The sequence below is a fragment of the Paracoccus litorisediminis genome, from assembly GCF_009711205.1.
Lineage (GTDB): Bacteria > Pseudomonadota > Alphaproteobacteria > Rhodobacterales > Rhodobacteraceae > Paracoccus > Paracoccus litorisediminis.
This window is the reverse complement of record NZ_WMIG01000001.1, coordinates 797029-814824: the sequence shown is the minus strand read 5'-3', so window position 1 is coordinate 814824 and position 17796 is coordinate 797029. Positions and strand designations below refer to the sequence as shown.

The following is a 17796-nucleotide window of genomic DNA, read 5'->3' as shown; positions in this document are numbered from 1 at the left end:
TTACGACCCGACGGTGATGGCTTCGTTCACCAGCGATTCCTGCTCGGCCTTGTGGCGCGAGGCAAGGCCCGTGGCGGGCGAGGCGGCTGCGGCGCGGCCGACATAGCGCGGACGCGAATGCTTGGCACCGATGCGGTTCAGGACCCATTCGATGTTCGGCTCGACAAAGGTCCAGCCGCCCATGTTCTTGGGCTCTTCCTGGCACCAGACGATCTCGGCATCCTTGAAGCGCTCCAGTTCCTTCGACATCGCCTGAGCCGGGAACGGATAGAACTGTTCCAGACGCATCAGGTAGACATCGTCGGCCCCGGCGGCATCGCGGGCGGCCAGCAGGTCGTAATAGACCTTGCCCGAGCAGATCACGACGCGCTTGATCTGCGCATCGGGCTTCAGCGTCAGCGCCGAACGGCCGCGTTCCGCATCGTCCCACAACACGCGGTGGAAGTTCGAGCCGGTCTGGAACTCCTCGGCCTTCGAAATCGCCAGCGGGTGACGCAGCAGCGATTTCGGGGTCATCAGAACCAGCGGCTTGCGGAACGGACGCTTCAGCTGACGACGTAGGATGTGGAAGTAGTTCGCCGGTGTCGTGCAGTTGGCGACGATCCAGTTGTCCTCGGCCGACATCTGCAGCCAGCGCTCAAGCCGGGCCGAGCTGTGCTCGGGGCCTTGGCCTTCGTAGCCATGCGGCATCAGCATCACCAGGCCCGACATGCGCAGCCATTTCTTTTCGCCCGAGTTAATGAACTGGTCGAACATGATCTGTGCGCCGTTGGCGAAGTCGCCGAACTGGGCTTCCCATAGGGTCAGGGTGTTCGGCTCGGCCAGCGAGTAGCCGTATTCGAAGCCCAGAACCGCGTATTCCGACAGCATCGAGTCGATGACCTCGTAGCGGGCCTGACCGCCACGGATGTGGTTCATCGGGTAGTAACGCTCTTCGGTGACCTGATCGACAATGCCCGAATGGCGCTGCGAGAAGGTGCCTCGGGTCGAGTCCTGACCAGCCAGACGGACCGGATGGCCCTCGACCAGCAGCGAGCTGAAGGCCAGCGCTTCGCCGGTCGCCCAGTCGAAGCCCTCGCCGGTCTCGAACATCTGCTTCTTGGTCTCCAGCAGACGGCCAACCGTCTTGTGCAGCTCGAAGCCTTCCGGGGCGCGGGTCAGCGCGGTGCCGATCTCGGCCATGGTTTCCGGCGCGATACCGGTGGCACCGGCATTGTATTCCGCACCCTCGATCTCAAGACCCGACCATTTGCCGTCAAGCCAGTCGGCCTTGTTCGGCTTGAAGTTCTTGCCGACCTCGAACTCTTCGTTCAGGTGCGCCTGGAAGGCGGCCTTCATTTCCTCGATCTCGCCCTCGGGGACAAGGCCGTCGGCGACAAGGCGGTCGGTGTAAAGCTGCAGCGTGGTCTTGTGACCCTTGATGGTCTTGTACATCGCCGGGTTGGTGAACATCGGCTCGTCGCCTTCGTTGTGACCGAAGCGGCGATAGCAGATGATGTCCAGAACCACGTCCTTGTGGAACTTCTGGCGGAACTCGGTCGCGACGCGCGCGGCGTGAACCACGGCCTCGGGATCGTCACCGTTCACGTGGAAGATCGGTGCTTCGACCATCAGCGCGATATCGGTGCAATAGGGCGAGGTGCGCGAGAAGTGCGGCGCGGTGGTGAAGCCGATCTGGTTGTTCACCACGATATGCATCGTGCCGCCGGTGCGGTGGCCGCGAATACCCGACAGCTGGAAGCATTCCGCGACGACGCCCTGACCGGCAAAGGCCGCGTCGCCATGCAGCAGGATCGGCAGCACGGCCTGACGATGCACCTGATCCGACAGTTGGTCCTGTTTCGCGCGGACCTTGCCCAGCACGACCGGGTTCACGGCCTCGAGGTGCGAGGGGTTCGCGGTCAGCGACAGGTGCACGGTATTGTCGTCGAAGGTGCGGTCCGACGAGGCGCCGAGGTGGTATTTCACGTCGCCCGAGCCGTCCACGTCATCGGGCTTGTAGCTGCCGCCCTGGAATTCGTGGAAGATCGCGCGGTAGGGCTTGTTCATCACATTGGCCAGAACCGACAGGCGGCCACGGTGGGGCATGCCGATCACGACATCCTTCACGCCAAGCGCACCGCCGCGCTTGATGATCTGCTCCATCGCCGGGATCAGGGCTTCGCCACCGTCCAGACCGAAGCGCTTGGTGCCCATGTATTTGACATGCAGGAACTTCTCGAAGCCCTCGGCCTCGACCAGCTTGTTCAGGATGGCGCGGCGGCCTTCGCGGGTGAAGGCGATTTCCTTGCCGTAACCCTCGATCCGCTCTTTCAGCCAAGCAGCTTCCTCGGGGTTCGAGATATGCATGAACTGGATGGCGAAGGTGCCGCAATAGGTCCGCTTCATCAGATCGGTGATCTGGCGGATCGAGGCGATCTGCAGACCCAGCACGTTGTCGATGAAGATCGGGCGGTCCATGTCGGCGGCGGTGAAGCCGTAGGTTTCCGGGTTCAGTTCGCCATGATCGGGAACTTCGCGCATCCCCAGCGGGTCAAGCTGCGCATGCAGGTGACCGCGGATGCGGAAGGCGCGGATCAGCATGATGGCGCGGATGCTGTCCAGAACGGCGCGCTTCAGCACGTCGTCCGACAGTTGCACGCCCTTTTCGCCGGCTTTCGCGGCGATCTTGTCCAGCGCGGCTTTCGCCTCGGCCTTGGGCAGCATCGGCCATTCGCCGGTCAGCGCCGAGGTCATCTCGTCGGTGGGGGCCGGCGGCCAGTCGGCGCGGCGCCAGCTGGCACCCTTGGCTTCGCGGGTGACGGTGGTTTCGTCATCGCCAAGGCTGCGGAAGAATTCGTCCCAGGCTGCGTCGACGGCAGCCGGGTTCTTGGCCCATTGGCCGTAGAGCTGCTCGACATAGACCGCGTTCTGGCCCTGAAGGAAGCTGGAATCGTGGAATGTTGCGTTGGGGGATTGATCGTTCATGTGGATTGCCTCCGGGGATTCTATCCGTTCACGCCTTGATCACGGGCGGTCGCGTGGTTCGGGCCGTGACCGGAAGTCGTCTCGGTCATCAGCTGCATCTGAAAATTCTCGTACCAGTCCTGCAGGCCGTCGCGTGACTGGCGCAGCAGGGCGGGGATCTTGCGTCCGGCCAGAAGCGCGCCGCGGACCTGCGGCATGCTCCAGCGCCGCCCAGCCAGATCCTTGGGGATCTCGGCCAGCAGCATGCGCAGGTACCACAGCGCGTAACGCGCAAGGTCGCGGCCCTGCCGGGTCGAATTGCGGCGGACAAAATAGCCGATATTGAGCAGCGCCAGCGCGGTATTCACCCGGCGCTTGTCGCGGCCCGCCGCCGCTTCGAGGTGATGGATCGGGGCATCGGGCGCAAAGGCCAGCATGCCGTGGCGGCCAAAGCGATAGCTCGCGTCCAGATCCTCGGCGATGGCGCTGCCGACCAGCCCTTCGTCGAAAGGTTCGCGCAGGGCGATGCTGCGGCGCAGGGTCAGGGCAAAGCCGACGATGAAATCGACGCGGGCCAGCCCCTCGGGCAGGCGGGCGTCGCCCTGCCAGCGCTGGTCAGGCCGATCATAGGTGACGAAGCGCTGATCGGCGGGGATCATCAGCAGATGGCGCAGCGCGAAGTCGATCGCGCGCTGGACAGGAGCCGGGCGGCCCTTGACCAGATCGCCGGCGCGGTTGGTTTCCTTCAGCGCCTGCACATCGGCAGGCACGAATTCGGCGGGCGTGTTGCAAGCCGAGATGGCGACGACATGAGCATCCACATCGGCGCGGTAATATTCGACGATACGGCGCGCGCAGGCCGGGTGCAGCATGGCGTCGTCGTCGATGAGGAACAGGATATCCGCCCCGGCCAGAGCAATCGCCTGGTTACGCTGCACGGTCAGGGATTTGCGCCGCGCCGGCTCATAGCGCAGCGGGCAGCCGCCTGTCTCGGCGATGGCGGCTTCGATCATCGCGCGGTTGTCCTGCCAGTTCGTGCTGGCATCGACGATGACGATTTCCGCGGGGGGCAGGTCCGAGGCCAGCGCATGGCGCACGCAGTCGCGCAGCATTGCCGCCCGGTTGTAGGTCGAGACGCAAAGCGCCCAGTTCCGGGCCGCCGACTGGTCTGGCTCCGGCGGCGGAGGAGGGGGTTGCATGCTCATGCCGCGCTCCGCTGGCCGGAGGCGTTGGCGCAGGTCATGCCCGGTCGCCGGCCGGAACCGGTCGGGGTGATGCGAGCTGTCTGGCAAGGACGAACGAGCAATCTGACACCTGCTGAAAGGGGTTCGACGCAGCCCCAAGGTAGGTAGGGGCTGCATCTAAGTCAAAAGTCTTACGAAGACGTTACCGGCCGATGGCCTTCAGAACGGCTTCGCCCAGACCGGCGGGGCTGTCGGCAACGATGATCCCGGCCGATTTCATGGCCTCGATCTTCGATTCCGCATCACCCTTACCACCGGCGACGATGGCGCCGGCATGGCCCATGCGACGGCCCTTCGGCGCGGTGCGGCCTGCGATGAAACCGGCGGTCGGCTTCCAGCGACCCTTACGCTTCTGCTCGGCCAGGAACTCGGCGGCTTCTTCTTCGGCCGAACCACCGATCTCGCCGATCATGATGATCGACTCGGTTTCCGGGTCGTCGAGGAACATGCGCAGCACGTCGATATGCTCCATGCCCTTGATCGGGTCGCCGCCGATGCCGACAGCCGAGGACTGGCCGAGGCCAACGTCCGAGGTCTGTTTCACGGCTTCATAGGTCAGCGTGCCCGAGCGCGAAACCACGCCCACCGAACCGCGGCGGAAGATGCTGCCCGGCATGATGCCGATCTTGCATTCGTCCGGGGTCATGATGCCGGGGCAGTTCGGACCGATCAGCAGCGAGTTCGAGCCCTGCAGGGCACGTTTCACACGCATCATGTCCAGAACCGGGATGCCCTCGGTGATGGCGACGATCAGCGGAACCTGCGCGTCGATGGCTTCCAGGATCGAGTCAGCCGCGAAGGGCGGCGGAACATAGATCGCGGTCGCATTCGCGCCGGTCATCGCCACGGCCTCGTGGACCGAGTTGTAGACCGGCAGACCCAGATGCTCGGAGCCGCCTTTGCCGGGGGTGACACCGCCGACCATTTTGGTGCCGTAAGCGATCGCCTGTTCGGTGTGGAAGGTCCCCTGCGAGCCGGTGATGCCCTGACAGATGACTTTGGTGTTTTTATCTACGAGAACGGCCATGGAAAATTACCCCTTCACCGCTTTGACAATTTTCTGAGCGGCGTCCGACAGATCGTCGGCGGCGATCACGTTCAGGCCGGATTTCGAGATGATCTCTTTGCCCAGCTCGACGTTGGTGCCTTCAAGACGGACGACCAGCGGAACCTGCAGGCCGACTTCCTTCACGGCGGCGATGATGCCTTCCGCGATGATGTCGCAGCGCATGATGCCGCCGAAGATGTTGACCAGAATGCCTTTGACGTTCGGGTCCGAGGTGATGATCTTGAACGCCTCGGTGACTTTTTCCTTGGTCGCGCCGCCGCCGACATCAAGGAAGTTGGCCGGCTCGGCGCCGAACAGCTTGATGATGTCCATGGTGGCCATGGCCAGACCGGCGCCGTTCACCATGCAGCCGATTTCACCGTCCAGCGCGATGTAGTTCAGGTCGAACTTCGAGGCAGCCAGTTCTTTCGGATCTTCTTCGGTCTCGTCGCGCAGCGCCATGACGTCGGGCTGGCGGTAGAGGGCGTTGTTGTCAAAGCCCATCTTCGCGTCGAGGCACTTGATGTTGCCTTCGGGCGTGACGATCAGCGGGTTGATCTCCAGCATCTCCATGTCTTTTTCGATGAACATGCGATACAGGTTTTTGACCAGCGCCACGCATTGCTTGACCTGACCACCGGTCAGACCCAGCGCGAAGGCAACGCGGCGGCCGTGGAAATCCGACAGACCCGAAGCCGGATCGACCGAGAAGCTGACGATCTTTTCCGGGGTATGGGCAGCGACTTCCTCGATGTCCATGCCGCCTTCGGTCGAGGCGACGAACGACACGCGCGAAGTTTGGCGGTCAACCAGCAGCGCCAGATACAGCTCGCGCTCGATGTCGCTGCCGTCTTCGATGTAGATGCGGTTGACTTGCTTGCCAGCGTCGCCCGTCTGGTGCGTGACCAGCGTGCGGCCCAGCATCTGGCGGGTCAGCTCTTCGGCCTCTTCAACCGACTTGGCCAGGCGGACACCGCCCTTTTCGCCAGCTTCGGCTTCCTTGAAGTGGCCCTTGCCGCGACCGCCGGCATGGATCTGGGCTTTGACGACCCAAAGCGGCCCGTCGAGCTCGCCAGCTGCCGTTTTGGCCTCGTCGGCCTTCATCACGATGCGGCCGTCGGAAACCGGCGCGCCGTAATGGCGCAGCAGCGCCTTGGCCTGGTATTCGTGGATGTTCATGCTACTTCCCCGCAATTATCGGTTGGCGGGCTTTTTGCACATTCGGATGGTGCTCTAAAGCGATTAGGGCCGTGCGGGCGGTAAAATCCGCTTGTTTCGGCAGTTTGTGATCACACTCATTCTGGCTGTGATCGCAAATATTTCCATTGTTAACGCAAGCATGTCCGACGCGTCGCGACTCTGTGCGGAAGGGACGAAAAAACCCCGCGGCAGGATGCCGCGGGGTTTTCATCTTGTACGACTGGCGGCGTCGGATCAGGCCAGCGAGCCGTCGATGCCTTTGCAAGCGGCGACCAGACCTTTGACGGCGTCGACCGATTTGTCGAACATCGCCTGCTCGTCCTTGTTTAGCTTGATGTCGATGACCTTCTCGATGCCGTTGGCACCGATCACGGTCGGGACGCCGACATAAAGACCGTTCAGGCCGTAAGCGCCGTCCACATAGGCCGCGCAGGGCAGGACGCGCTTCTGGTCTTTCAGATAGGCTTCCGCCATCTCGATGGCCGAGGTCGCCGGAGCGTAGAAGGCCGAGCCGGTTTTCAGCAGGCCAACGATCTCGGCACCGCCGTCGCGGGTGCGCTGGACGATCGAGTCCAGTTTCTCCTGGCTGGTCCAGCCCATCGAGACCAGATCCGGCAGCGGGATGCCGCCAACGGTCGAGTAACGGGCCAGCGGGACCATGGTGTCGCCGTGGCCGCCCAGAACGAAGGCGGTGACGTCGCGCATCGAGACGCCGAATTCCAGCGACAGGAAGTGACGGAAACGCGCCGAGTCCAGCACGCCGGCCATGCCGACGACTTTCTCATGCGGCAGGCCCGAGAACTCGCGCAGAGCCCAGACCATCGCGTCCAGCGGGTTGGTGATGCAGATCACGAAGGCGTTCGGAGCGTGCTTGGCAATGCCTTCGCCGACCGATTTCATGACCTTGAGGTTGATGCCCAGAAGATCGTCGCGCGACATGCCCGGCTTGCGCGGAACGCCAGCGGTCACGATGCAGACATCGGCACCAGCGATATCGGCATAGTCGTTGGCGCCCTTCATCACGGCGTCGAAGCCTTCGGACGGGCCCGACTGCGCGATGTCCAGTGCCTTGCCCTGAGGCGTGCCCTCGGCGATGTCGAACAGGACGACGTCGCCCAGTTCCTTCATCGCGGCCAGGTGCGCCAGCGTGCCGCCGATCTGACCTGCGCCGATGAGAGCGATCTTGGGTCGGGCCATGGTAAACCTCCGATTTCCATGATTGGTTCGCGCGGTGGCGTATTCCCTTGCTTGGCAATTCGCAAGCCTTGCCCGTCAAATCCTGCATATTTCACCGTGATCCGGCAGGGTCCCGCCTGCTTTCCCAGCAGGTTAGCGATAGCAGGCCGCAAGGGTCCTGCGCATTGCATCGCGTCCAGCCATGGCCTAGTCCGGCTACGGGGCAGGGAGCATGCGCAATGGGACTGGATGTCTGGGGCTGGGTCTTGGGAATCGTCGCGGCCTTTGCGGTCGGGCTGGCCAAGGGCGGACTGGCGATGGTGGGGGTGATCTCGGTCCCGCTGATGTCGCTGGTCATGTCGCCGGTGCAGGCGGCGGGGATATTGCTACCTGTCTATATAGCGTCAGATATCGGCGGGCTGATCGCCTTTCGCCGCAGCTTTGACCGGCGGGTGCTGGCGACGCTGCTGCCCGGTGCCGTGGCAGGGATCGGGCTGGGCTGGGCTACGGCGCATCTGGTCGATGACAGTTTCGTCGGGCTGATCATCGGGGTGATCGGGCTGGTCTTTGCACTGAACGCGCTGCTGCGTCCGGCGCATCTGGGGCTTGGCCGTGCGCCCGACATGGGGCGCGGCACCTTCTGGGGGCTGCTTTCGGGCTATACCAGCTTTGTGTCGCATTCCGGCGCGCCGCCCTATCAGGTCTATGCCCAGCCGTTGCGGCTGGAGCCGATGGTCTTCGCAGGCACGACGACGATCTTTTTCGCCATCTGCAATGCGGTCAAGCTGGTCCCCTATGCCTTTCTTGGCCAGCTTTCGCTGCATAACCTGTCGGTGGCGGCAGTGCTGATGGTGCCGGGGGTGATCGGCGTGATCTGCGGGTTGTGGATCATCCGGCGCATGCCCTCGACCGTATTCTACAAGTTCATCACCTGGGCGCTGATCCTGGTGTCGCTGCGGCTGATCTGGGTGGCGCTGTGACGCGTCCGGCCAAGGCTTGCGATTCGACCGCTTTGCCGTCAGCGTCGCCCACGACATCCGACCCGAGGTAACGATGACCCGACCCTGCCGCTCAGTCCTTTATATACCCGCCGCAAATGCTCGTGCGATGGATAAGGCGCGCAGCCTGCCTGCGGATGCGATCATCTTTGATCTTGAGGATGCGGTAACGCCTGCCGAAAAGCCCGCCGCACGGGTGCTGCTGGCGCAGGCTTTGCAGCAGGATTACGGCGGGCGGCTGCGCATTGTGCGGATCAACGGTTTGGACAGCGCGTGGGGTGCCGATGACGCCCGCGCCTTCGCGACCGGGGCCGATGCGGTGCTGGTCCCCAAGGCGTCGCGTCCCGAGGATCTGGATGAGGTCGCGGCCCTGATCCCCGACACGCCGCTATGGGCGATGTTGGAAACCGCCGCGGGCATGCTGAACGCGGCACAGATTGCCGCCCATCCCCGGCTGCAGGGCATGGTCATGGGCACGAATGATCTGGCCAAGGAACTGAACGCCCGTTTCCGGGCCGACCGGCTGCCGATGATGGCGGGTCTGGGCCTGTGCCTGCTGGCCGCCCGCGCGCATGGGCGTATCATCGTCGATGGTGTCTTCAATGCCTTCAAGGATGACGAGGGCCTGCGCGCCGAATGCGAGCAGGGCCGCGACATGGGTTTTGACGGCAAGACCCTGATCCATCCCGCTCAGCTGGCCATCGCCAACGCGGTCTTTGGCCCGTCCGAGGCCGAGATCGATCTGGCCCGCCGCCAGATCTCCGCGCATGAGCAGGCCGCCGCGCAGGGTCTGGGCGTCGCCGTTCTGGACGGCCGCATTGTCGAGAATCTGCATGTCGTGACCGCCCGCGCCACCTTGGCCAAGGCCGAGGCGATTGCCAAAATGACGGCCTGACGCCAACCTGCCCGCAAATGCATCCAGCAAGGGAATAGCCAGATGTTGATCCTGATCCTTGGCGTGGCCCTGTGGTGGGGCGCGCACCTGTTCAAGCGTGCCGCCCCAGGAACCCGTGCCGGCATGGGCGAAAAGGGCAAGCGGCTGGTGACGGCGGTGCTGATCGCCTCGGTCCTGCTGATGATCCTTGGCTACCGGATGAGCGACGGTCCCTATTGGTGGGGTGCGAGCGCTCCCCTGAAGGGTATCAACAACCTGCTGGTGCTGGCGGCCTTCTATCTTTTCGCGGCGGCGGGGATGAAGACCCGCATCACCCGCAGCCTGCGCCACCCTCAGCTGACCGGCTTTGCGCTATGGGCCTTTGCCCATCTGCTGCCCAATGGCGACCTGCCCAGTTTCATCCTGTTCGGTGGGCTGCTGCTCTGGGCCTTGGCGGAAATGGCGGCTATCAACCGGGCCGAGCCGGGCTGGACCCCGCCCGCCGGACCCTTCCCGGTGAAAAAGGAAATCATGGCGGTGGTTGGGGCCGTCATCGTCATGCTGGTGGTGGGGCTGGTCCATCGCGGGCTTGGCTACAACCCATTCGGAGGCTGACATGCCCAAGATTTACCGCCTGCTGACCGAGGATGACACGTCGGAATTCTGCCACAAGGTCAGCGCGGCATTGTCCAAGGGCTGGGAACTGCATGGCGCGCCCTCGATCGCCTTCGACGCGGCGCGCGGCGTCATGCGCTGCGCGCAGGCTGTGACCAAGGAAATCGCGGATGATTATCACCCCGAGATGAAGCTGGGCCAGCAGTGACCCGCAGGGGGCGGCGCTTTGCGTGATGGAATCGCTCAGGTTTCCGCGTGAAGTTTCCGTTCCGTCACTGATACCGCAACCAGCCGCAGGGGCAGTTGTCAGCTGTGATCACGGGCGGCAACAGCGTGATCACAAACCGCAATTTTTCGTGAATATCCCCCTTTCCGTCGGCTTCGTCCCGTGACAGTGACGGCAAAACGACTAGAAGCAGAGCCAATTTCTCGGCCAGCCCTTGCCGCCAGCCGCCGCGCGAGCTTGGGCCCCTGAACGCAGGAGAGCGCATCATGGCTGACGTCAACCGGGGCAACCGGCCGCTGTCACCCCATCTGCAGGTTTACCGCCTGCCACTCGCCGCCGTCACCTCGATCATGACCCGGATCACCGGTCATGCGCTGGTTGCCGGCATCGTGCTGATCGTCTGGTGGCTTGCCGCCGCCGTGGCCTCGCCGGGCGCTTTCGCCTGCGTCGACTGGCTGGTGCGGTCCTGGCTGGGCTTCATCATCCTGACCGGCTCGATGTGGGCACTGTGGTACCACCTGCTCGCCGGTCTGCGTCACATGTTCTATGACGCGGGTTACGGTCTTGAGATCGAGCAGGCGCAAAAATCCAGCCAGGCGATCATCGCTGGCTCGGTTGTGCTGGCCGTGCTGACCCTGATCATTTTCTTCGCGTTCTGAGGAAAGGCGGCACCATGCGTTACATCACCCCCCGCAAATCCGCCCAAGGCCTTGGTTCGGCCCATGAAGGCACCCAGCATCACTGGGCGATGACGGTCACCGCCGTCGCGCTGCTGATCCTGACGCCGCTGTTCATGATCACCATCGCCCGCGCCATCGGTCTGCCGCGCGAACTGGTTCTGGCCTATTTCGCCCGTCCCTTCCCGGCGCTGATCACCGGTCTTTTCGTCATCGTGGGCATGCTGCACTTCATCAAGGGCACGCGCATCATGATCGACGACTATTTCCAGGGTGGGGTGCGCAAGGGCGCCATCATCCTTTCCGTCATCTTCGGCTGGGCGGTCATCGCCACCGCCGTTTACGCGCTGGCCCGCATGGGCCTGGGCGCGATCGTCGTGCTTTGAGGTTCCCCAATGGCTGCTTATAAATACGAAACGCACGAATATGATGTCGTCGTCGTGGGCGCCGGTGGGGCTGGTCTGCGCGCGACGCTGGGCATGGCCGAACAGGGCCTGCGCACGGCTTGCGTGACCAAGGTCTTCCCGACCCGTTCGCATACCGTCGCGGCACAGGGCGGCATTGCCGCTTCGCTGTCGAACATGGGCCCGGACAGCTGGCAGTGGCACATGTATGACACCGTCAAGGGCTCGGACTGGCTGGGCGATACCGACGCCATGGAATATCTGGCGCGTGAGGCCCCCAAGGCCGTCTACGAGCTTGAGCATTACGGCGTGCCCTTCTCGCGCACCGAGGAAGGCAAGATCTACCAGCGTCCCTTCGGCGGCCACACCACCGAATATGGTGAAGGCCCGCCGGTGCAGCGCACCTGCGCCGCTGCCGACCGCACCGGCCACGCCATCCTGCACACGCTGTATGGCCAGTCGCTGAAGGAAAAAGCCGAGTTCTTCATCGAATATTTCGCGCTGGACCTGATCATCACCGACGGGAAATGCACTGGCGTCGTCTGCTGGAAGCTGGATGACGGCACCATGCATGTCTTCAACGCCAAGATGGTCGTTCTGGCCACCGGCGGTTATGGTCGCGCCTATTTCAGCGCGACCTCGGCCCATACCTGCACCGGCGACGGTGGTGGCATGGTCGCCCGCGCCGGTCTGCCGCTGCAGGACATGGAGTTCGTGCAATTCCACCCGACCGGCATCTATGGCTCGGGCTGCCTGATCACCGAGGGCGCCCGCGGCGAAGGCGGCTACCTGACCAACTCGGAAGGCGAGCGTTTCATGGAACGCTATGCGCCGACCTACAAGGATCTGGCCTCGCGCGATGTGGTGTCGCGCTGCATCACCATGGAAATCCGCGAAGGCCGCGGCGTGGGTGAGCACAAGGACCACATGTTCCTGAACCTGATGCACCTGCCGCCGGAAAGCCTGGCCGAGCGTCTGCCGGGCATCTCGGAATCGGCCAAGATCTTTGCCGGCGTCGATGTGACGCGTGAGCCGATCCCGATCCTGCCGACCGTGCACTACAACATGGGTGGCATTCCGACCAACTACTGGGGCGAGGTGCTGAACCCGACCGAGGAAACCCCGGACGCCGTCTTCCCCGGCCTGATGGCGGTGGGCGAGGCCGGTTGCGCCTCGGTCCACGGGGCAAACCGTCTGGGTTCGAACTCGCTGATCGACCTCGTGGTCTTTGGCCGCGCCGCCGCGATCCGCGCCGGTCAGGTTGTCGACCGCGACTCGCCGATCCCGGTCACCAATACGGAATCGGTCGACAAGGCGCTGGAGCGTTTCGACCGCATCCGCAATGCGAATGGCTCGATCTCGACCGCCGAGCTGCGTCTGGAAATGCAAAAGACCATGCAGGCCGATGCTGCCGTCTTCCGCACCGATGCCACGCTGGCCGAGGGCATGGAGAAGATGAAGGTCATCGCTGCCAAGATGGATGACCTGAAGGTCACCGACCGCAGCCTGATCTGGAACAGCGACCTGATGGAAACGCTGGAACTGACCAACCTGATGCCGAACGCGCTGGCGACCATTGTCGGGGCCGAGGCGCGCAAGGAAAGCCGCGGCGCCCATGCCCATGAGGACTGGCCCGAGCGGGATGATGCCAACTGGCGCAAGCACTCGCTTGCGTGGATCGAAGGCAACGATGTTAGACTGGCCTATCGCCCCGTCCATCTCGAGCCTCTGACCACGGCCGAGGAAGGCGGGATCGATTTGAAAAAAATCGCACCCAAAGCGAGGGTTTATTGATGCGTCTTCCTCTTGTCCTGACCGTTGCCGCGCTGGCCCTTTCGGGCTGCGTGGTGCAAGGCCCGACGACCGCGCCGGCACCCGTGCCGCAGGTCCAGCCTCCGAAACCCGCGCCCGATGCGGCCGTGCGCTCGAATGCGCGCGTCGTCATCAACCGCGAGATGGCCAAGCGCCTCCCGGGTGCGAATGTCGCGCCCTATACCGATTGCGTGATCCAGAACGCGACCACGGCCGAACTGGCCGGCATCGCGGACTCGGGCGCGACCGGGGCCAGCGATGCGGTGGCCTCGATCGTCAGCCGTCCCTCGACGACGCAATGCATCGCGGGTGCGGCAGCCGCGGCCAAGACGGCCGCCTGATGGCAGGGCGCGGCGCGCTGATGGCCCTGATCCCCGGCTTTCTGGGGATGGCCGCCTGCGCGCCGGTGCCGGTCGAACAGGCCGAGCGGAACTGCCTTCAGGCCGCCCGCGACGCCACCGGACCCCGCACCGAGATCGGTCTGGGGTTGGGATCGGGCGGCTATCGCAGCGGCTATGTCGGCTTCGAGGTTTCGTCGGATTACCTTTACGGGCGCGATCCCGCCGAGGTTTTCGACGCCTGTGTCCGTCGCCGCTCGGGCCAGCCGCCTAAGCGGCCGCTACAAGAACAACCGGGCTGGAGCGCGTGATGTCGCCCCTCAGCCATGCTACCCAGCCTACCGCATGACGGCGGTCTGACCACCAGGAGTTACCCAATGGTCCAACTTACCCTTCCCAAGAACAGCCGCATGCGGGTCGGCAAGACCTGGCCCAAGCCCGAAGGCGCCAAGAACGTCCGCCGCTTCAATATCTACCGCTGGGACCCGGATACCGGGGAAAACCCGCGTATCGACACCTATTTCATCGATCTCGACAAATGCGGCCCGATGGTTCTGGACGCGCTGATCAAGATCAAGAATGAGATCGACCCGACCCTGACCTTCCGCCGCTCCTGCCGCGAGGGGATCTGCGGCTCCTGCGCGATGAACATCGACGGCGGCAACCGTCTGGCCTGTATCTTTGGCATCGACGAAGTGACCGGCAAGGACGTGAACATCTATCCGCTGCCGCATATGCCGGTGGTCAAGGACCTGATCCCGGACCTGACCCATTTCTATGCCCAGCACGCCTCGGTGAACCCCTACCTGATCACCGAGACGCCGACCCCGGACAAGGAATGGCGCCAGTCGATCGAGGACCGCAAGAAGCTGGACGGTCTGTATGAATGCGTCATGTGCGCGTCCTGCTCGACCTCGTGCCCCAGCTACTGGTGGAACGGCGACCGTTATCTGGGCCCGGCGGCACTGCTGCATGCTTACCGCTGGATCATCGATTCGCGCGATGAAGCGACCGGCGAGCGTCTGGATGCGCTGGAAGATCCCTTCAAGCTCTATCGCTGCCACACGATCATGAACTGCACGAACACTTGCCCGAAGGGTCTGAACCCGGCCAAGGCAATTGCTTCGATCAAGCACATGATGGTCGATCGCATCGTCTGATTTGCCATCAGGGCATGGCCGCTATGCGGCCAATTGCCCAGGAAATCGTGGCGCCGCACTGGATTTCGGTGCGGCGCGACGCTATCTGACCGGGCAGGGAGGATTGGATTCGTTCGATCCCGGAGCTGCCAGATGACGACCCCCGAGACCCTGAAAGACGCCGCCAAGATCGCCGTGCTGAACCGTGCCGCCGCCCCGGCTGCGACCGAAGCCATGGCCGTCCTTGAACAGATGTATGGCTATTTCAGCTTTGAACCGCTGCCCTATGAGGCTGCAGAAGAACGCCTCGCCGCCTGATCGCGACGACTGGTTGATGATGATGGCGTGGCTTTTCGGCCGCGCTTTTGTCATTTCACCGTCCTACCCTGCCGGGTATTCGTGAAACGGTGAGTGTCACGCGGTTGCGTTGATCTTCACCGTTTTTCAAATACCCATGCCGAGCTTTCCGCAGGCGCGGCGGTCAGAACTCGATCGGTGTCATCACCACGGGCTCGATCACCTCGACACCGGGTAGGCCCGCCTTCAAGGCATCGGCTGACTGCTCTAGCAGCGGGAAGGTCTTGTAATGGCAGGGGATCACGGTCTTGAAGTCGAAGTATTTCCGTGCCGCCCATGCAGCGCGCTTCATGTCCATGGTGAAATGACCGCCCGCTGACAGGATGCCGATATCGGGTTGGTGATATTCGCCCATCCACCCCATATCGGCCATGATGTCGGTATCGCCCGAGACATAGATCACATGGCCCTCGCCCGCGATCATGTAGCCGGATTCGTGACCGGCATAGATCGGGCCCTCATTGCCTTCGAGCGATGAGGAGTGGCTGGCATTCACCATGGTGACCTTGGCCCCGCCCAGATCGACCGTGCCGCCCTTGTTGAAGCCGACCCCCTGGATGCCCTGATGGGTTTCCCAGGTGCTGATCAGGTCATAGATGCCGACAACCGGGATTTTCAGCTCGCGCGCGATGGTCAGCGTGTCACCGGTATGGTCGCCATGTCCGTGGGTCAGCAGGATATGGGTGGCACCCGCAATAGCCTGATCGCGGCTCTCGGCGGGAAAGACCGGATTGCCGGACAGCCAGGGGTCGATCAGGATTACGGCGTTCTCGATCTCAAGCCGGAAGCCGGAATGGCCAAGCCAGGTCAGTTTCATGGGGAGGGTTCCTTTCCTTCGCCGTGGCATCCTGCCAAGCGGTGCCGCCGCCGTAAAGTTCCATGCGGGGCGGGGCCTCCCGGCGCTTGCCCCGACCCGGCGCGGGGGGTAAACCCACGCCCAAGCGAAAAGGAGCCCCCATGTCGATCACAGAGGACGAAGCCCGCAAGGTCGCGCATCTGGCGCGCATCGCGGTTGCTGATGCGGACCTGCCGGCCTTGGCGCAGGAGCTGAATGGCATCCTGCATTTCATGGAACAATTGAACGAGGTCGATGTCGAGGGTGTCGAGCCCATGACCGGCGTCGAGCCGATGCGCCTGAAGCGGCGCGAGGATGTCGTCACCGACGGCGAACAGCAGGATCTGGTCCTGAAGAACGCGCCCGATGCGCGTGAAGGCTTCTTTGCCGTGCCGAAGGTGGTGGAATGAGCGATCTGAACAAACTGACCATTTCCGGGGCTCGCGACGCGCTGGCCAAGGGCGAAACCACCGCGGTCGAACTGACCGAGGCCTGCATTTCGGCGATCGAGGGCTCGGGGGCGCTGAACGCCTTCGTCCATAACACGCCCGAGATGGCGCGTGACATGGCTGCTGCCGCCGATGCGCGGATCAAGGCGGGCGATGCCAAGGCCATGACCGGGATTCCGGTTGGCGTGAAGGATCTGTTCTGCGTGAAAGGCGTGCCCAGCCAATCGGCCAGCCGCATCCTTGAAGGCTTCGTCCCGCAATATGAATCGACCGTGACCCAGAACCTTTGGGATCAGGGCGCGGTCATGCTGGGCAAGCTGAACCAGGATGAGTTCGGCATGGGCTCCTCGACCGAGAACAGCGTTTACGGCCCGACCGTCAACCCGTGGAAACTGGGTGATGGCGTGGACCGTACGGCAGGTGGCTCCTCGGGCGGCTCGGCGGCGGCGGTAGCGGCGGATCTGTGCCTTGCCGCGACCGCGACCGATACCGGCGGCTCGATCCGCCAGCCTGCGGCATTCACCGGCACGGTGGGCCTGCGCCCGACCTATGGCCGCGTCAGCCGCTGGGGCGTGATCGCCTATGCCTCGTCGCTGGACCAAGCCGGGCCGATCACCAAGACGGTGCGCGATGCGGCGATCATGCTGGGCGCGATGGCCTCGGTCGATGCCAAGGATTCGACCAGCGCCGACCGTCCGGTTCCGGATTACGAATCCGCCCTGACCGGCGACATCCGCGGCAAAAAGATCGGTATCCCGAAGGAATATCGCATCGACGGCCTGTCGGACGAAATCGACGGGCTGTGGTCGCGCACCGCGGAAATGCTGCGCGATGCCGGGGCCGAGGTGGTCGATATCAGCCTGCCGCATGCGAAATACGCGCTGCCCGCCTATTACGTCATCGCTCCGGCCGAGGCATCCTCGAACCTCGCGCGCTATGACGGCGTGCGCTATGGCCGCCGCGCCAAGCTGGGCGCAGGCGATGGCGTGGTCGAGATGTATGAGCGCACCCGCGCCGAAGGCTTTGGCCCCGAGGTCCAGCGCCGCGTCATGGTCGGGACCTATGTCCTGTCGGCAGGCTTCTACGACGCCTATTACAACCGTGCCCGCAGGGTTCGCGCGTTGATCAAGCGCGATTTCGATCAGGCCTATGCCGCCGGGATTGACGCAATTTTGGCGCCGACCACCCCCAGCGCGGCCTTTGGTCTGGGCACGGCGGATAAAAGCAATCCGGTCGAGATGTATCTGAACGACGTCTTCACCGTGACGCTGAACCTTGCCGGTCTGCCGGGGATTTCAGTTCCCGTGGGGCTGGACAAGCAGGGTTTGCCGCTTGGAATGCAACTGATCGGACGTCCCTGGGACGAGGGTGGGCTGTTGAACCTTGCGCAATCACTGGAAACTGCGGCAGGATTTGCATCAAAACCGGCGCGCTGGTGGTAAGCAGCCCGGAACTGGA

The 17796-nt window shown here is 63.7% G+C and carries 19 protein-coding genes; 13 read left to right on the top strand and 6 right to left on the bottom strand.

The features are described 5' to 3' along the window. From GL300_RS04130 to mdh, 5 genes are all read right to left on the bottom strand, one after another. Positions 1 to 2967, bottom strand: a complete 2967-nt coding sequence (locus GL300_RS04130) for a 2-oxoglutarate dehydrogenase E1 component (RefSeq protein ID WP_155038279.1) — start codon at positions 2965 to 2967, stop codon at positions 1 to 3. A gap of 20 nt (positions 2968 to 2987) precedes the next feature. Then, a complete protein-coding gene (locus GL300_RS04125) occupies positions 2988 to 4151 on the bottom strand; it encodes a glycosyltransferase family 2 protein (protein WP_155038278.1) in 1164 nt (387 codons plus the stop codon). Between the two features lie 181 nt (positions 4152 to 4332). Next, positions 4333 to 5217 carry a succinate--CoA ligase subunit alpha gene (sucD, locus tag GL300_RS04120; RefSeq protein ID WP_155038277.1) on the bottom strand — a complete coding sequence of 295 codons (885 nt, stop codon included), beginning with the start codon at positions 5215 to 5217 and terminating at the stop codon, positions 4333 to 4335. A gap of 6 nt (positions 5218 to 5223) precedes the next feature. Beyond that, positions 5224 to 6417, bottom strand: a complete 1194-nt coding sequence (gene sucC / locus GL300_RS04115) for an ADP-forming succinate--CoA ligase subunit beta (protein WP_155038276.1) — start codon at positions 6415 to 6417, stop codon at positions 5224 to 5226. A 255-nt stretch (positions 6418 to 6672) separates the two neighbouring features. Further along, positions 6673 to 7635, bottom strand: coding sequence for a malate dehydrogenase (gene mdh, locus GL300_RS04110; RefSeq protein ID WP_155038275.1), 963 nt, complete (start codon positions 7633 to 7635; stop codon positions 6673 to 6675). A 224-nt stretch (positions 7636 to 7859) separates the two neighbouring features. On the opposite strand from mdh, the gene GL300_RS04105 reads away from it, so the two are divergent. The 11 genes from GL300_RS04105 to GL300_RS04055 all read left to right on the top strand — a co-directional run bounded on the left by GL300_RS04105 (position 7860) and on the right by GL300_RS04055 (position 15015). Beyond that, on the top strand, positions 7860 to 8594 hold the full coding sequence (locus GL300_RS04105; RefSeq protein WP_155038561.1) for a sulfite exporter TauE/SafE family protein: 735 nt from the start codon (positions 7860 to 7862) through the stop codon (positions 8592 to 8594). 73 nt (positions 8595 to 8667) lie between these two features. Further along, positions 8668 to 9507 (top strand): HpcH/HpaI aldolase/citrate lyase family protein, encoded by an 840-nt coding sequence (locus GL300_RS04100; protein ID WP_155038274.1) that lies wholly within the window; start codon positions 8668 to 8670, stop codon positions 9505 to 9507. A 42-nt stretch (positions 9508 to 9549) separates the two neighbouring features. Then, a complete protein-coding gene (locus GL300_RS04095; protein ID WP_155038273.1) occupies positions 9550 to 10101 on the top strand; it encodes an NnrU family protein in 552 nt (183 codons plus the stop codon). A gap of 1 nt (position 10102) precedes the next feature. Beyond that, positions 10103 to 10309 (top strand): DUF1737 domain-containing protein, encoded by a 207-nt coding sequence (locus GL300_RS04090; protein ID WP_155038272.1) that lies wholly within the window; start codon positions 10103 to 10105, stop codon positions 10307 to 10309. A 284-nt stretch (positions 10310 to 10593) separates the two neighbouring features. Further along, entirely contained in the window at positions 10594 to 10986 is a 393-nt protein-coding gene (gene sdhC, locus GL300_RS04085; RefSeq protein WP_155038271.1) for a succinate dehydrogenase, cytochrome b556 subunit, read from the top strand. Between the two features lie 14 nt (positions 10987 to 11000). Beyond that, positions 11001 to 11390, top strand: coding sequence for a succinate dehydrogenase, hydrophobic membrane anchor protein (locus GL300_RS04080; RefSeq protein ID WP_155038270.1), 390 nt, complete (start codon positions 11001 to 11003; stop codon positions 11388 to 11390). Between the two features lie 9 nt (positions 11391 to 11399). Then, entirely contained in the window at positions 11400 to 13202 is a 1803-nt protein-coding gene (gene sdhA / locus GL300_RS04075; RefSeq protein ID WP_155038269.1) for a succinate dehydrogenase flavoprotein subunit, read from the top strand. Next, positions 13202 to 13561 carry a hypothetical protein gene (locus GL300_RS04070; protein WP_155038268.1) on the top strand — a complete coding sequence of 120 codons (360 nt, stop codon included), beginning with the start codon at positions 13202 to 13204 and terminating at the stop codon, positions 13559 to 13561. Before sdhA ends, GL300_RS04070 begins: the two co-directional genes overlap by 1 nt. Next, complete coding sequence (locus tag GL300_RS04065) at positions 13561 to 13869, top strand: hypothetical protein (protein WP_155038267.1); 309 nt, start codon at positions 13561 to 13563, stop codon at positions 13867 to 13869. Before GL300_RS04070 ends, GL300_RS04065 begins: the two co-directional genes overlap by 1 nt. A gap of 66 nt (positions 13870 to 13935) precedes the next feature. After that, positions 13936 to 14718 carry a succinate dehydrogenase iron-sulfur subunit gene (locus tag GL300_RS04060; RefSeq protein ID WP_155038266.1) on the top strand — a complete coding sequence of 261 codons (783 nt, stop codon included), beginning with the start codon at positions 13936 to 13938 and terminating at the stop codon, positions 14716 to 14718. A 132-nt stretch (positions 14719 to 14850) separates the two neighbouring features. Next, positions 14851 to 15015 (top strand): hypothetical protein, encoded by a 165-nt coding sequence (locus GL300_RS04055; RefSeq protein ID WP_155038265.1) that lies wholly within the window; start codon positions 14851 to 14853, stop codon positions 15013 to 15015. A 163-nt stretch (positions 15016 to 15178) separates the two neighbouring features. Here GL300_RS04055 and GL300_RS04050 read toward each other — a convergent pair whose 3' ends face one another. Continuing rightward, positions 15179 to 15871 (bottom strand): metal-dependent hydrolase, encoded by a 693-nt coding sequence (locus GL300_RS04050; protein WP_155038264.1) that lies wholly within the window; start codon positions 15869 to 15871, stop codon positions 15179 to 15181. A 140-nt stretch (positions 15872 to 16011) separates the two neighbouring features. Here GL300_RS04050 and gatC point away from each other — a divergent pair, with 140 nt between their 5' ends. Further along, positions 16012 to 16299 (top strand): Asp-tRNA(Asn)/Glu-tRNA(Gln) amidotransferase subunit GatC, encoded by a 288-nt coding sequence (gene gatC, locus GL300_RS04045; RefSeq protein ID WP_155038263.1) that lies wholly within the window; start codon positions 16012 to 16014, stop codon positions 16297 to 16299. Further along, positions 16296 to 17780 (top strand): Asp-tRNA(Asn)/Glu-tRNA(Gln) amidotransferase subunit GatA, encoded by a 1485-nt coding sequence (gatA, locus tag GL300_RS04040; RefSeq protein WP_155038262.1) that lies wholly within the window; start codon positions 16296 to 16298, stop codon positions 17778 to 17780. The genes gatC and gatA overlap by 4 nt, the downstream gene beginning before the upstream one ends. Positions 17781 to 17796: the final 16 nt, after the last annotated feature.

Coding starts and splice junctions, on each gene's coding strand:
- GL300_RS04065 (WP_155038267.1), top strand. CDS start 13,561: ATGGCAGGGCGCGGCGCGCTGATGGCCCTGATCCCCGGCTTTCTGGGG.
- GL300_RS04070 (WP_155038268.1), top strand. CDS start 13,202: ATGCGTCTTCCTCTTGTCCTGACCGTTGCCGCGCTGGCCCTTTCGGGC.
- gatA (WP_155038262.1), top strand. CDS start 16,296: ATGAGCGATCTGAACAAACTGACCATTTCCGGGGCTCGCGACGCGCTG.
- sdhC (WP_155038271.1), top strand. CDS start 10,594: ATGGCTGACGTCAACCGGGGCAACCGGCCGCTGTCACCCCATCTGCAG.
- GL300_RS04060 (WP_155038266.1), top strand. CDS start 13,936: ATGGTCCAACTTACCCTTCCCAAGAACAGCCGCATGCGGGTCGGCAAG.
- GL300_RS04130 (WP_155038279.1), bottom strand. CDS start 2,967: ATGAACGATCAATCCCCCAACGCAACATTCCACGATTCCAGCTTCCTT.
- sucD (WP_155038277.1), bottom strand. CDS start 5,217: ATGGCCGTTCTCGTAGATAAAAACACCAAAGTCATCTGTCAGGGCATC.
- GL300_RS04100 (WP_155038274.1), top strand. CDS start 8,668: ATGACCCGACCCTGCCGCTCAGTCCTTTATATACCCGCCGCAAATGCT.
- GL300_RS04095 (WP_155038273.1), top strand. CDS start 9,550: ATGTTGATCCTGATCCTTGGCGTGGCCCTGTGGTGGGGCGCGCACCTG.
- mdh (WP_155038275.1), bottom strand. CDS start 7,635: ATGGCCCGACCCAAGATCGCTCTCATCGGCGCAGGTCAGATCGGCGGC.
- GL300_RS04090 (WP_155038272.1), top strand. CDS start 10,103: ATGCCCAAGATTTACCGCCTGCTGACCGAGGATGACACGTCGGAATTC.
- gatC (WP_155038263.1), top strand. CDS start 16,012: ATGTCGATCACAGAGGACGAAGCCCGCAAGGTCGCGCATCTGGCGCGC.
- GL300_RS04125 (WP_155038278.1), bottom strand. CDS start 4,151: ATGAGCATGCAACCCCCTCCTCCGCCGCCGGAGCCAGACCAGTCGGCG.
- sdhA (WP_155038269.1), top strand. CDS start 11,400: ATGGCTGCTTATAAATACGAAACGCACGAATATGATGTCGTCGTCGTG.
- GL300_RS04050 (WP_155038264.1), bottom strand. CDS start 15,871: ATGAAACTGACCTGGCTTGGCCATTCCGGCTTCCGGCTTGAGATCGAG.
- GL300_RS04055 (WP_155038265.1), top strand. CDS start 14,851: ATGACGACCCCCGAGACCCTGAAAGACGCCGCCAAGATCGCCGTGCTG.
- GL300_RS04080 (WP_155038270.1), top strand. CDS start 11,001: ATGCGTTACATCACCCCCCGCAAATCCGCCCAAGGCCTTGGTTCGGCC.
- sucC (WP_155038276.1), bottom strand. CDS start 6,417: ATGAACATCCACGAATACCAGGCCAAGGCGCTGCTGCGCCATTACGGC.